The organism is Actinomadura sp. KC216 (assembly GCF_004348535.1).
In the GTDB taxonomy this organism is placed as follows: domain Bacteria; phylum Actinomycetota; class Actinomycetes; order Streptosporangiales; family Streptosporangiaceae; genus Spirillospora.
Genome location: NZ_SMJX01000236.1, coordinates 1 through 13,110 on the forward strand (window position 1 = coordinate 1; position 13,110 = coordinate 13,110).

Sequence of the window (13,110 nt, forward strand, 5' to 3'; positions counted from 1 at the left end):
CGGGAGCGCCGGGCCGGGCGGGCCGACGAGGATGATCCGGGGCGCCAGCCAGAGGAGGAACAGGGCCTCGGCGCCGGCCTCGTGCTCGCCGTCCACGATGGCGACGTCGAACGAGCCGGGCGCGGGCGGCAGCGCTTCCGGGATGCGCCACAGCGGCAGGATCCAGGCCGGGACGACCTCGGCGGGCGTGCCCGGGTTCGCGGGGAGCGTCCGGCGGACGGCCGTCCAGGCGTAGGCGGCGGTGAGGTCGGCGCGGACGGCGCGCAGCCGCCCCTCCGCCTCGGCGAGCTCCGCGCGGAGCCGCTCCTCGGCCGGGACGGTCTGCTCGGCGAGGCGGCGGGAGGCGGCGCGGGCCCAGGCCCACGCCTCGTCCCAGCGGCGGGTGCGGGCGTGCCACTCCTCGTCGCCATCGGTGGCGATCATGAGGTTGGCGAGGTCGGGATGGACGGCCCGGACGCGGGCGAGCAGCTCCTCGCAGCGGATCTGGAGGGCGCGCTCGTGCCGGGCCTCGGCGAGGGCGCCGAGCGCGCGGCCGTAGGCGGCGGCGTCGCGGGCGCCCACGGCGGTCAGCGCGGCGCGCAGCTCGGGCGGGTCGCCCTTCTCGACGGGGCCGATCGAGTCGCGCAGGGCGTCCAGGTCGGCGGCGGCGCGGTTGACGCCGAGTCCGTCCAGCGCGTTGCGGAGGGCGGCGACGTAGCCGTGCCACTGGAGCGGATGGGCGAGCGGGACGGTGACACCGGCGCGTTCGAGGAGGGCCTTGGTCTCGTCCACGGCGGGCATGGCGTCCCGGATGCGGGCGAGGCGCGCGTGGGCGCGAACGAACCGGGTGATGCGCTCGGCGGACGGCAGGTCGGCGGGGAAGGAGATCCCGGCCGCCTCCCACACGTACTGCAGCTCGCGGCAGGTGATCTGGACCAGGAGGTCGGTGCGGACGAGGTCGAGCAGCTCGGGCGTGTTGGGCACGGCGCCGTCCACCCGCACGGCGGCGAGCAGCGGCTCGGCCTGGCGCTGCACGGCGGAGCGGAGCGGCCCGCGCTTGAGGGTGCCGCCGGCGGCCAGGTGGGCGCGCAGGTCGTGGGCCGCCGCGGCGAGGCCGCGCAGGTCGGCGTCCGGCGGCAGGTCGACGCGGTGCCCGTACAGCTCCCCCAGGGCCTCCTCGGCCCACTGGGCGCGGGCCGCCATCTCCGCGACCCGGGACCAGATGAGCGGGCGGCGGCCCGCGAGCGCGTCGCCGAACGCGCCGACGGCCAGGTCGGCGGGGTTCCAGCCGCCGGGATGGCCGTCCAGGCCGAGATCGCGGAGCGCGGCGGCGACGACGGAGGCGTTGCCGTCGAGGCGGGCGAGGAGGGTGACGTCGGTGTCCCGCAGCCGCCGGGACAGGTCGGTCTTGGAGCGTTCTGCGCGCTCGGCCGCGGCGGCCTCGGCCTCGATCAGCGTCCGGACGTAGGCGGCGCTGGGCAGCGCGCCCGGGTCGACGTCGCGCTGCGCGGTGCGGGCCTTGCGCTCGGGGGTCTCCTCCGCGAGCAGGACGACGAGCTCCGCGGCCTCGGACCGGGAGATCGGCGGGCCGGGCGGCATGTCGGGGTGGAGCGGCATCCAGGCGAGCTCCGGCGCCTCGGCGCGGAGCAGGTCGCCCGGACGGCCCTCGCCGGGATCGTCGGCGACGCCGTCGCGGAGGCGGTCGCGGAGCCCGGCGACCCGCCGGGACGCGGCCTGCTCCTCGGCGGCGAGCGCGTCCAGGTCGGGGATGGGGCGGGTGAGGATCGCGTCCGCGGCCCGTCCGGCGGTGGTCGGGTCGGCGACCGTGAGGCCCGCGAGGCCGGGCGGGAGGGCGGCGCGCAGCGCGGCCGACGCGGCGGCGCCGGACGTGGCGACCACGACCCGGTGGCCGCGGGCGAGCAGCCCGGTGAGCAGGTCGGGGACGGTCTCGGGCGCGCGTTCCGGCACGTGCATGACGTGCGGCCGCTTCCCCGGGGACGCCAGCCGCGCGAGCCCGTCCGGGACGCCGCGGGGCAGGAGGTCGAGCAGCCTGGAGTGGTAGTCGGCGACGGCCGTGCGGCCCGGCGGCCGGACGACCAGCGCCGGAGCGAACCGCACCCGCGGAACCGCCGACGCGGCGCCCGCCTCGCCGCCCGGGCCCGGGCCCGCGTCGGGCGTCCAGTCCTCGCGGTACTCGGCCCGGCCGGACAGCGCGACGGAGCACCATTTGCGCAGGACGTCCCCGACGGAGCCGGTCAGCCCGAAGCCCTGCCCGGCCTGCACGGCGTCCGACACCCAGTCGGCGGGCCGGTAGCCGGGGTGGCCGGTCAGCAGCTCCCGGTCGCGCAGCGTCGTGTGCCCGGCGAGGACGACGTCGATCCGTTCCGTGCGGTCGTCCACGACGATGCGGACGGGCGTGTTCAGCAGGTGGTCGTGGACGGCCGGGCGCCAGGTGAGCAGCCCCGTGCCGAGCACCGCCTCCTGCCCGGCCAGCTCGCGCAGGATCCGGTACCAGTTGCGGAGCGCGAGCCAGCCGTCGAACTCGTCCAGCACCACCGGCGGCGTCAGCGGGATGACCGGCACGCTGAACAGCACGTCGCCGGGCCCCGCGTCGGTCTCGACGTAGACGTCGCCGGGCAGCTCGCACAGCCAGTGGACCTGGTCGTGCCCGGTCACGTCCCGCGCCGGGCGCCGCCGGGCCCGCGCGAGATCGCGGAGGTAGCGCAGCAGGCGGGCCGCGTGCTCGGCTTCACGCGCGGATTCCCCCGCCTCAGGCACCGCGGCTCCCTCCCTCCCACGGGAATGGTGGTGCCACGATCTAACACCTCCGGGCGGGCCCGGCCAAGCGCTATCGGTGATCGGTGAGCGCGAGCTCAGTGCGTGCGGGCGAGGTAGCGGTCCTCGGTCGGCATCATCACCCAGAGGACGAGGTAGACGACGAACTGCGGGCCGGGCAGCAGGCACGACAGCAGGAACAGCACCCGGACGGTCGTGGGCGTCATCCCGAACCGCCGCGCGAGCCCGGCGCAGACACCGGCGATGATGCGGCCGTGGCGTGGACGATAAAGGCCGTTCATGTGTTCTCTCTCCCCGATTCGTCGAGCTGTGAACGGAACGCGGTCGCGTTCTTCGCGGCCACGTTCTCCACGCTACGAACCGGACAGCGGGTACCACATCGGCCGCTCGTCCTGTTCGCTCCCATACTGCGGGGTTAGGGGACGTCCCCTAGGGGTCACTCTCAGGCGGCGTTGTGGTCGGCGACGAGTTTCGGGAGGGCGGACAGGTCGTCCAGGACGAACAGGCAATCGCGCAGCACTTCGTCGTCCTGCTGGATGTGGCCCCAGGGGCCGCGCCGCAGGAAGGCGGCCTGCATTCCGTAAGCGATGGCGGGCCGGACGTCGTTGTCGGCGCGGTCCCCGACGTAGAGGACGCGGTCGGGCAGCACGTCTGCGATCTGCGCGCAGCGCTCGAAGAACTCCTGCGCCGGCTTCTGGATCCCCCACACGTCGGAGATCCCGACGACGTCGGCGTCCAGCCCGAGCGCGGCGATCTGCTCCGCGGCCTCCACCGGCTGGTTGCCCGCGATCCCGACGTAGAGGCCCTGGTCGCGGAGCCCGGACAGGCAGGCCCGCGCGTCCGGGTACAGGTCGTCCTCCCCGAACGTCTCAGGCTGCCCCACCTCGGCCCGCTCCTCACGCTGCTGCGTCAGGTCAAACCCCGGCGCGAACACCTGGAACGTCTCCCGGTAGTCCAACCCCCGAGCGATCACCGCACCGAACATCGCCGAGAACGTATGCCGAGGCACCCCCAGCCAGTCAGCCCAAGTCCCATACTCCCGAGTCTCGTTAACGAGACACTCCCCAACATCAAACACAACCGCCTGGATCATGCCCGCCACCCTACGACCCCTGAAGCCCAACCACGCATGCCCCTGTTGTCGCGCTCGCCAGGTGCACCACCGCCCCCGCTCGAAGCCCCTGCATCAGCGAAATGACCCCCCACCTAGGAACGGGTAGGCGTCAGGACCCCGTGACGGCGCTGGGGACCGTTCGTGAGCGAGACTGACCGTCGCAACGTTCACTACGATATTTGCGGCAACTGGGGGAGTGCTCCACTGAATGCAACGCCAGACGACCAAAAGCCAAAGTCCAGCGTCTTCGCAGCCATGGCTCTACGTCTCCCTCGACCCCTTAAGCGACTTCTCGATGTTGGAAAGAGTCTTCTGTATTGACTGCAAGGACTCGACCGCTTCATGGAGCGTTTTGGGCCTATGAAATCGCGGCCCATAAAGGACGCCCAAATCTATTTCATACTGCATGGTTTCCGCTGGCCCTTCGGGGCCGTCGACTTCAACCTGAACCCTATAGAAGGTATCCAACCTCTGCTCTAGGCGATCAGGGCCGAAATCAATGAGAAACTCCATCCGACGATGAGGGGGAAGCATCGGAATTCCGCTTGTGAATATTCTAGCGTCTCGAATGTTTCCGTGGACGGCATCACCGAGCGTTTCCTCCCGAGAACTTTTGAGGGGAGGGTCAAATTCTATGCGTACATTCCGCGCTATAGTAGTACCGATATTCTCAATCACGAGATAGAGAAAATTCTTAGCGAAAGGCGACTCTCGTATGTCAACTATCACGTACGGATCATTCTGCTCTTTGCGAATCTTGGCTGCAAGGTCGTATTGCTTTGAAGCTATTTCGGCCTGTTCTTTTGCCGAAACCGCCTGGTCACTTGCCGCCGTAGCTGATTCGCCCGCAGATGTCGCAGAATCTTTCGAGGCAGTAGCCTGCTGATACGAAAAATAGGCGGCAACTACCGCTATCCCAGCTCCGATGATCGCTACGACAAGTGCACCAGCATCAGCATCCATGATCCGCTCCCGCTCGCAGTCTCAGCACCAGTTTGCCACCGCGTCATCCACCGCCAGCCAGCATGGCAGCCTCCGGACAATCTTGACCTTGTTTGCAACGCGCTGCCGAATTGGGCTGTTTTGGATCAAGGGGCGGCGGCGCTTGGGCCGCTGGCGCGGCCCCGCGCCTGGCCGCCCGGAGCGTGCGGCGTGGGCGCCGGTCACCGGACGGCCGCGCCGGGCCGCGCATCGAGCCACTACCGCCGGCCTTCGCCCCGACCGGCCGCCACGGGGTACGCGCCGCCGCCCAGACACCCCATTGGAGCGTGCTTGAGACTCCGTCAGTACGGGATGTTGCAAGCTGAGCTGGAAATGCGCAGGGCCCCCCCCGACCCCGATCAGTCGAGGATGGGCGACGGCCAGAACCCGTCAAGGGCGCCTACGGCGTCACTACGTGATGGCCTACGGCCACCCTTGACGGAACCTGTCCGCCGCTAAGTACAGGTCTCGTCGGGGCCGGGGGGAGGAAGGTGGGGGAAGAACAGCGGCTACGCCGCACGCCCAGGGAGTCACGGGGACCGGGCACCACGCGACAGCAGACCAAATGCCTGAACGTCAAGATCCGGAATATGTGCGGAATCAGTGGGGACGGCGGGACGAGCGACGACCGGACGAGTGCTGGTCAGAGGAGTCGAACCGGCAAGATCCATGGCGCACTGTAAATCCGTCGGCTTAGCCTACCCAGGTTCGAATCCTGGACCCGCCACCTCACGCGAAACAGCCCCTGACCAGGCACGGCCCGGTCGGGGCTGTTCTCATTCTCCCCCTCCCTGATCGTCAACGGCTCTGTACAGCCGCCTGTGCCGAACACGTGCCGAAGTTCGCCGTTCAGGCCACGCCCGCCCTAGCATCCACGCCCCTGGCACGGCCAACCACCACACTGACCAGGCAAGCCAGGCGGCGCAGCACGTCCACCGCCCAAGCCCAGCCGCTTGGATGAGACCTCCGACGTCGCTAAGAGGTCAAGCCGCTTCCGTTCTCTCCGCCGAAGTGCGCTGCTGCGATGATTCCGACACCCATCCCAGCAAGGAGAGCGCATGGCTGAACTCAAGGTGACTTATAGCCAGCAGGCCGACGCCGCTTACATCTACTTCGAGGACCCGGCCCGGGCCGGAGCGCCGGGGACGGCAGCAAAGACGTACCCATGCGATCCCATCGCCGTCGACGGAATGATCAACCTCGACTTCGATAAGGAGGGCCGCGTGATAGGCATCGAGATCCTGGACGCCCGCTCGAAGTTTCCGTCGTACCTACTCGACGCCGCCGAGCACTTGGACCAGGGGTAAGCCCGGTGAGAGCTGCGAGGGTGGTGTCACTGCCTGCACACCAGGCAGCTCTACGACCCGATCAATCCTTCAGGGGCCGGACATATTTCTGGTGTGTCTTACGGCGATGAGAGAAAGCCCATTCCGGTGCGGGTAGGGCCGCTCGGGCCGTACTCCGACGATGTCGCCGACGCGTTGCCGTCGTTCATCGTCCCGGCCATCGCGTTCGGCCTGTTGATGGCCGCTGCCTGGAAACTCCGGCGTTTGGCCAGGTGATCTCTCCGAGGGCGGCAGGGCGTTCACCGCGTTGTTTTTCGATCAAGTCGATCGAATTCGCTGGCCGCGACCAGGTCACGACCTTGGTTGCCTCCGTGTGGGAGTTGTCTGGGAGGAGACGGGTGTGGCGCTATTGAAGGACAGCAGGGCATGGGAGCTGCCATCGGGGGTGGAGGTGACTGACGCGGGTTTGGTCACCGGGATGCCCGAGTTCGACTGGTGGCGGCGTGGCCGCCGGGTGCGGCGTGGAGGCGCTGGGCGGGCGGCGTCCTGCCCGCTGCGGTGATCTGGCGGGCGGCACGCGTCTACACCGTGCTTGCAGCCACGGCGACGGTCGTGGGCGCTGGCAGTGGCGTGATCGCGGCGGGGATCAACAGCCTGGTCGCTCTGGGCCTCGTGGCCGATGATCACGACAGTGCAGTTACGGTAACGCTGCAGGTCGCGTTGGGGACCGTCCCGGTTGTGGCCGTGCTGGGCTGGGTGGCGGCTTGGTTGTTGCGGCTGGCTCGCCGGGTGGACGCCGGCACCCCACAGGCGTTGCCCGCCTCCGTGTACTCACCGGCGCACATGACCGCGGATCTCGGCCAGTCCGGGGTCCGGTTCCCCTTTGCGCTGCCGACCTCGCTCGTTCTGGTGATCGTCGGCGTCTTCTTCCTGGCGTTCGTCCCCGGCTATCTGCGCGGGGACGATGGCGTGGCCGTGATCTTCGGGACTGGCTTCCTGGTCGTGATCCCATTGACGATCGGGTCGATGTGGCTGCTGATACTGCCTCGAGCGCTGCGTGGCGGGGTCTCCGCGAGGCGGCTCCGGGCCGTCAGCCGGATCTACATTGCCGTCGGTGTGTTTCCTCCGGTGGTGTCCGGGGTGACCATCGTCGCGATGTCGGGGATCGCTGCCCTCCCCTCGGCGTTGGCCCCCCTCATAATTGGCGCCCTGCTAGTCGCGCGTGGCGTCAATCTGGCCGGAATCGCTCGCGACTTGGTCGGCACTGGGGCGGCGCCCCTGGCAAGGCACACCTGACGGTGGGCCACCTGTGGACCCCGACGCCGCGCCACCTGGCTCGCGGTCCGGGCGCGGATGCCCAGAACGGTGAGCGAAGCTTGAAGCTTCTTGAGGGCGACAGGTGGATAACGCTTTGCCTGTGTCGCGGAGGCGAACATATGCTCGCGCCTCATGCGAGCGATCACTGAGCGCGACCTGCGGTCCTGCTTCGTCAACTGCTCCAAGGGAGATGCCAAGCGTCTCAACCTCCCCAAGGATTTCGCACAGTCACCCTGGGACGACCTTGACTTCCTCGGCTGGCGGGATCCCAAGGCTCCCGAGCGCGCCTACCTGGTCGCCGAGACGGGCGAACGGCTCACCGGGATCGCGCTGCGGTTGGCGTCCACGCCCGGCAAGGCGCGAGGGTTCAACTCGACCAGTCTGTGCTCGTTCTGCCAGACCGTGCACACCGGCGGCGGTGTCGCGTTGATGAGCGCGCGGCGCAGTGGCGAGGCCGGCAAGCGGGGCAACACCGTCGGGCAGTATCTGTGCACCGACCTGGCCTGCTCCCTTTATGTGCGGGGCAGGAAGCAGACCCTGCTGGGCGACGGCCACGACGACGGCGTCCCCCTTGAGGAGAAGGTGGCGCGCATCAGGGCGAACCTGGACGCCTTCGTCGCCTCGGTCGTCGCCTGATCGGCGAGTGCGCAGGGCCAGAGGGGGACGTGCCCGAAGCGGGCGTCTTCGCACCCCGGCCCCCCGCGAGCCGGAGTGCACGGTCGCGCGAGATTGTCTGTCACGAGGGATGCGCCTGTCCCAACGAGCGCTCCAGAGGGGCGTTGACCGGTACAGCCTTGAATGGCTGCTGAGCTGGATTCGGGGATGTGGTTGGTGTGCCGGTTTCTGGGTTTACGTCCGAGCGCTGGGGTGGTGCGTCTAGCCTCCTGTGACGGTCGGTGGCTTTGCGGTCACAATTGATCGTTTAGTGGAGAGTGTGGGATGTCTGGGGATCTGGTGCAGTTAGCCGGGCATGTGACGCAGTACGTGACCGCGGCGGCGGGCGCCTACGGTGTCGCGGTGTTGGCGCGCACGCAGGACCATGCGGCCGATGCCACGGTGGGGTTCGGGCGGCGGCTGGCGCAGAGGATCTTCGGTGTCCGCGCGGAGGGCGAGGAGGTGCCCGAGCCGCTGGCCGGGGTGATCGACGACCCCGACGACCCGGCCGCGTTGCGCAGGGCCATCGGTGAGGCTCTGGCCGCCGACGCCGAGCTGGCCGCGCAGGTCCAGCAGTGGGTCCAGGACGCTCACAAGACGAAGGTGCAGGTGGTGACGGTCGGAGAGCGGTCTCCGGCAGTGCATACCAACCACGGCATCATCGCCACTGGCGATGGCAACACCTTCCCGCAGTGAGTCGCCATGATCGACGACGCCAAGGGAGCCGAGCAGCGGGTCAGCTCCTCGCCTGCCGCCCACCTACAGACTTCAGGGCCCCGGTCACCAGGGGTGGGTGTCAACTTCGGCAGCGTCAAGACCGGTGATGAGATCACGCAGGCTCCGATGTCGCTCCCGGCACCGGAGACGGTCCGGCCCGTCGCGCGGATCGTCGGATTGCCGCGCCCGGCCACGCCCGTGTTCCTCGGGCGCCACGACGATTACCAGCAGCTCGAACGAAAGTTGGCCACCGCCGGTGAGACGGTGGTGGTGACGCAGGCCTTGTACGGCATGGGCGGTGTGGGCAAGTCGGAGATGGCGTTGCAGTACGCCCACCGGGCCCGGGCGCGATACGAGGCGGTGTGGTGGGTGACCGCCGAGAGCCCGCAGCATGTCGAGGCCGGGTTGGCCGAGTTGACTCGTCACCTGGTTCAGGACGCCGCGCGGGCGGCGACCACGGAGGAGGCCGCCGCGTGGGCGGTCGGCTGGTTGCGGGCGCATCCCGGGTGGCTGCTGCTGTTGGACAACGTCACCGACCCGACCCACGTTGACGAGCTGTTAGGACGTTTGGAGGGTGGTCACGTACTGATCACCAGTCGTCGGGACGTGCGCTGGCCCGGCACCACGCGGACCCTGCGCCTAGGGCTGCTGGCCCCGGACCCGGCCGCCGAGCTGATCACCACCATCACCGGGCTCACCACTCCAGAAGACCGGCAGACGGCCGCGGCGATCGCCCTGGAGCTGGGCTATCTGCCGTTGGCGTTGGACCAGGCCGCCGCCTACATCCGCCAGACCCGAATCACGTTGGGACGCTATCTGGGGTTGCTGCGACAGCATCCGGCCCGCTACCACGCCAAGGCCGCCGACGGTGACAAGGCCCAGGCCACCATCGCCCGCCTGTGGGACATCACCCTGGAAACCCTCCAAGAGCAGGCCCCGGAGGCGGCCGAACTCGCCTGGATACTGGCGCAGTACGCGCCCGCGGACGTTCCTCGGGTGATGCTCGGCGGCGGGGACAAGGAGGCCGCCGAAGCCGCAGACGCGGCGTTGGGAGTCCTGGCCTCCCACAGCATGATCGATCTGACCGATGAGGCGGTGGGGATGCACCGCCTCACCCGAGCCGCTGTCCTGTCCCAAGCCCAGGACACCGGTGAAGACCACGCACACGATGCCGCCCGGGACCTCGCCCTCGCCTGGCTCCAGGCGGCCATGCCCGACGACCCCGACGCCGATGTGACCGGTTGGCCGGTCTGGCGATCTCTGGTCGTCCATGTGGAGGCGATCGCCGCCGCACTTGCCTCGTCCCACCCGTCAGAGGAGCTCAGCCACGTCCTCAACCAGACGGGAATGTTCCTGATCGCGCAGGGCGAGTACCAGCGCGCCAACGACGTGCTCACCACCGCGACCACCATCGCCGAGGCCACGCTGGGTCCCGACCACCCCGACGTCGCTACCCGGCTGGTGAACCTGGCCGCCACATACCGCGCGCTGGGGCGGGCTGCCGAAGCGCTGCCGTTGGCGCAGCGGGCGGCGGTCATCGCCGAGGCCGCGCTGGGGCCGCACCACCGCGAGGTCGCCATCGCGCTGGCCAACGTGGCCGCCACGTACCGCGCGCTGGGGCGGGCCGCCGAAGCGCTGCCGTTCGAGCAGCGGGCGGTCGCCATGGCCGAGGCCGCGTTGGATCTTGACCATCCCACCGACACGATCAGGGCCCAGCGCAGCCTCAGCGTCGCCATTGGGCTGGGGAACCTGGCCGTCACGCTCCGCGCGCTGGGGCGGTGGGCTGAGACCCTGCCCCTGGAGCAGCGGGCGCTGGCCATCGCTGAGTCGGTGCTTGGCCCTGATCACCCCGATGTCGCTATCGGGCTGGGCAATCTGGCCGCTACGTACCGCGCGCTGGGGCGGGCTGCCGAAGCCATGCCGTTGGAGCGACGGGCGTTGAGCGTCGCGGAGGCGGCGCTAGGCCCGAATCACCCCGACGTCGCCACCCGGCTGGGCAATCTGGCCGCTACCCACCGCGCGTTGGGGCGGGCTGCAGAGGCGCTGCCGCTGTTCGAGCGGGCGTTGGCCATCACCGAGAATGTCTTAGGCCCGGACCACCCTGACGTCGCCACCCGGCTAGGGAACCTGGCCGCGACGCACCGTGCGTTGGGGCGGCCCACCGAAGCGTTGAAGCTGGATCAGCGGGCGCTGGCCATCGCCGAAGCCGCGCTGGGCTCCGACCACCCCGACGTCGCCATCGGGCTGGGCAACCTGGCCGCCACATACCGCGATCTGAAACGAGCCCCCGAAGCTCTCGCGGCGATCACCCAAGCCGAACAATGCGCCTTGGCCGCGCTTGGGACACAGCACCCCACAACACGGTCATTGCAGCAGTACGCCGACCACTTGAAAGACCTGTACGGAGTCCCGGACTGAACCAGGGCCGGACAGCGCACACCACGCCAACCCGGGCGCGGTCCGCAGCCTTGACCTTCACGTTGCGTCAACGTGTGTCATAAAGGCATGCGGATCGGCGAGTTGGCCGCGCTGGTCGGGGTGTCCACCCGGACCGTGCGGCATTACCACCACCTGGGGCTGCTGCCCGAGCCCGAGCGGCTGGCGAACGGGTACCGGGAGTACCGGCTGCGGGACGCCGTCGTGCTCGCCCGGGTCCGGAGGCTGGCGGAGCTGGGGCTCACGCTGGACGAGATCAAGGACGTCCTGGCCGACGAGCAAGGACGGGAACTGCGCGAGATATTGGCCGAGCTGGACGCGGATCTGGCCAGGCAACAGGAGACGATCCGGATGCGCAGGGCGCGGCTTGCGCTGCTGCTGGCGAATACGGAGCTGGACGCGGACTCGGCGGTGTCGCCGGAGATGGCGGACGTCCTGCGCGGCCTCCCGGGCGACTCGCGGTTCGCCGACGCCGACCGGGAGATGCTGGCGCTCGTCGAGACCGCGGCGGGGCCCGGTTTCGCGGCGATGCTGCGGCCGCTGGCGGAACCGGGAGCGGCGGCGCGGGCGCAACGGATCTACGCGCGGCTGGACGAGATCGCCGATGCGACTCCGGACGACCCAAGGATCGCCGGGATCGCCAAGGACATCGTGGACCTTCTGCCAGAAGACCTGGCGAGCCTCATGGTCACCGAAGGCGCGAGCGGCGAGTGGCTGGACGAGATGTCCCCCGCGCAGGCCGAGGTCTTCCGGCTGGTCCTGAAGATGCTGCAGGACAGGCCGTGCTGACCGTCGCGCGGGCCGCCCTGTACGGGGTGGTGCCCGCCGAGGTGGTCTTCGCGGTGCTTCTCGTGGCGGGCGTGCCGCTGCCGCGTCTCGTGGTGGTGGCCGGGGAGGCCCTGGTCACGGCTGTGATCGTGCTGGAGGTCATCGCCGCCTGCCGGCTGGTGTGGGAGCGGCGGCGGGACGGCGCCGGCTGGCGCGACGCCCTCCGCAGCGTCGACCGGCTCGTTCCGGAGCGGGTCCGCCGGATCATGGCGTTCGACATGAAGGGCCTGGTCAGCGTCGTGCTCCTGGTGGTGCGCCGGCGGCACGGGGTGCCGCCGGGCGCGGTGAGCCTGCCGTATGCGGGCGGGCAGCTCACCTTGCAGCTGGCGTTTCTGTTCGCGATGGTCGTGGAGGCCGCCGTCGCCGAGATGCTGTTGCGCGGAGTCGGCGCGGACGAGGGGGTGCGTTCGCTGGTCCTGGTGGTCGACTTGTACTCCATCCTGGTCGTGGTGGCGATCATCGCCGCGTGCGTGACCCGGCCGCATGTGCTGTCGGACGACGAGCTGCGCGTGCGGTACGGGGCCTTCTTCGACCTGCGCGTGCCACGCGACCTGCTCTCGTCGGTCCGGCTGGCGCGGAACTTCAACGAGAGCGGCATGGTCAGGGTGGTGGACGAGCGGCTTTCGGTGGCGGTCGCGTCCCAGACGAATGTGGTCATCGAGCTGAGCGAGCCGATCGTGGCCGTCCGTCCTTTGGGCAAGCGGGTCACGGTACGGACGGTCCGCTTCTTCACCGACGACCCGGCCGCGCTGGTCGACGCCCTCACCCGGCCCCAGAGCTGATATCGCCGGACGAGCCGCCGAAACCGGTGGCCCAAGGTCAATACCGGAGCGGGGCAGGTTGGCGGGACGCGGGGTGAGGGTTTGGTCTACCTGTCCCCGTTGGACCGGTTCAGGGGGTAGACCTGCATCTGTGCAGGTGAGTTATGTGAGTGAGGCGACTCCGGGGCGGGAGAACGAGGACTTCGTCGCGGCGGGGCCGGGGTGGGTCGTGCTGCTGGAC

12 protein-coding genes and 1 tRNA gene are annotated in these 13,110 nt (G+C 69.8%); 9 read left to right on the forward strand and 4 right to left on the reverse strand.

The features are described from left to right. The 4 genes from E1264_RS30860 to E1264_RS30875 all read right to left on the reverse strand — a co-directional run. Positions 1-2,757, reverse strand: a 2,757-nt coding sequence (locus E1264_RS30860) for a hypothetical protein (RefSeq protein ID WP_132178994.1), incomplete at its 3' end; no start/stop codon positions are given. Positions 2,758-2,852: 95 nt separating this feature from the next. Continuing rightward, the gene (locus E1264_RS30865; protein WP_132178996.1) at positions 2,853-3,056 is read right to left on the reverse strand and encodes a PspC domain-containing protein; all 204 of its coding nucleotides are present in this window, start codon (positions 3,054-3,056) and stop codon (positions 2,853-2,855) included. A 161-nt stretch (positions 3,057-3,217) separates the two neighbouring features. Further along, positions 3,218-3,868, reverse strand: coding sequence for an HAD family hydrolase (locus tag E1264_RS30870; protein ID WP_132178998.1), 651 nt, complete (start codon positions 3,866-3,868; stop codon positions 3,218-3,220). A 282-nt stretch (positions 3,869-4,150) separates the two neighbouring features. Continuing rightward, complete coding sequence (locus tag E1264_RS30875; protein ID WP_132179000.1) at positions 4,151-4,852, reverse strand: hypothetical protein; 702 nt, start codon at positions 4,850-4,852, stop codon at positions 4,151-4,153. A gap of 666 nt (positions 4,853-5,518) precedes the next feature. Between E1264_RS30875 and E1264_RS43835 the strand changes: the two genes are divergently transcribed. From E1264_RS43835 to E1264_RS30910, 9 genes are all read left to right on the forward strand, one after another. Beyond that, positions 5,519-5,597: transfer RNA gene (locus E1264_RS43835), tRNA-Tyr, on the forward strand. A gap of 331 nt (positions 5,598-5,928) precedes the next feature. Next, positions 5,929-6,177, forward strand: a complete 249-nt coding sequence (locus E1264_RS30880; protein ID WP_132179002.1) for a DUF2283 domain-containing protein — start codon at positions 5,929-5,931, stop codon at positions 6,175-6,177. A gap of 93 nt (positions 6,178-6,270) precedes the next feature. Next, positions 6,271-6,432 carry a hypothetical protein gene (locus tag E1264_RS43840; RefSeq protein WP_165964465.1) on the forward strand — a complete coding sequence of 54 codons (162 nt, stop codon included), beginning with the start codon at positions 6,271-6,273 and terminating at the stop codon, positions 6,430-6,432. 219 nt (positions 6,433-6,651) lie between these two features. After that, a complete protein-coding gene (locus tag E1264_RS30885) occupies positions 6,652-7,452 on the forward strand; it encodes a hypothetical protein (protein ID WP_132179004.1) in 801 nt (266 codons plus the stop codon). Between the two features lie 153 nt (positions 7,453-7,605). Continuing rightward, on the forward strand, positions 7,606-8,109 hold the full coding sequence (locus E1264_RS30890; RefSeq protein WP_132179006.1) for an FBP domain-containing protein: 504 nt from the start codon (positions 7,606-7,608) through the stop codon (positions 8,107-8,109). A gap of 303 nt (positions 8,110-8,412) precedes the next feature. After that, complete coding sequence (locus E1264_RS30895) at positions 8,413-8,823, forward strand: hypothetical protein (protein WP_207936472.1); 411 nt, start codon at positions 8,413-8,415, stop codon at positions 8,821-8,823. Positions 8,824-8,829: 6 nt separating this feature from the next. Then, on the forward strand, positions 8,830-11,262 hold the full coding sequence (fxsT, locus tag E1264_RS30900) for an FxSxx-COOH system tetratricopeptide repeat protein (protein ID WP_132179008.1): 2,433 nt from the start codon (positions 8,830-8,832) through the stop codon (positions 11,260-11,262). Between the two features lie 87 nt (positions 11,263-11,349). Beyond that, positions 11,350-12,069, forward strand: coding sequence for a MerR family transcriptional regulator (locus tag E1264_RS30905; protein WP_132179010.1), 720 nt, complete (start codon positions 11,350-11,352; stop codon positions 12,067-12,069). Continuing rightward, a complete protein-coding gene (locus E1264_RS30910) occupies positions 12,063-12,890 on the forward strand; it encodes a hypothetical protein (protein WP_132179012.1) in 828 nt (275 codons plus the stop codon). The genes E1264_RS30905 and E1264_RS30910 overlap by 7 nt, the downstream gene beginning before the upstream one ends. The last annotated feature ends 220 nt before the right edge of the window (positions 12,891-13,110 follow it).

Excerpts from the sequence above, each read along its gene's own strand:
- E1264_RS30865 (WP_132178996.1), bottom strand. The coding sequence starts at position 3,056 with ATGAACGGCCTTTATCGTCCACGCCACGGCCGCATCATCGCCGGTGTC.
- E1264_RS30870 (WP_132178998.1), bottom strand. The coding sequence starts at position 3,868 with ATGATCCAGGCGGTTGTGTTTGATGTTGGGGAGTGTCTCGTTAACGAG.
- E1264_RS30875 (WP_132179000.1), bottom strand. The coding sequence starts at position 4,852 with ATGGATGCTGATGCTGGTGCACTTGTCGTAGCGATCATCGGAGCTGGG.
- E1264_RS30880 (WP_132179002.1), top strand. The coding sequence starts at position 5,929 with ATGGCTGAACTCAAGGTGACTTATAGCCAGCAGGCCGACGCCGCTTAC.
- E1264_RS30890 (WP_132179006.1), top strand. The coding sequence starts at position 7,606 with ATGCGAGCGATCACTGAGCGCGACCTGCGGTCCTGCTTCGTCAACTGC.
- E1264_RS30895 (WP_207936472.1), top strand. The coding sequence starts at position 8,413 with ATGTCTGGGGATCTGGTGCAGTTAGCCGGGCATGTGACGCAGTACGTG.
- fxsT (WP_132179008.1), top strand. The coding sequence starts at position 8,830 with ATGATCGACGACGCCAAGGGAGCCGAGCAGCGGGTCAGCTCCTCGCCT.
- E1264_RS30905 (WP_132179010.1), top strand. The coding sequence starts at position 11,350 with ATGCGGATCGGCGAGTTGGCCGCGCTGGTCGGGGTGTCCACCCGGACC.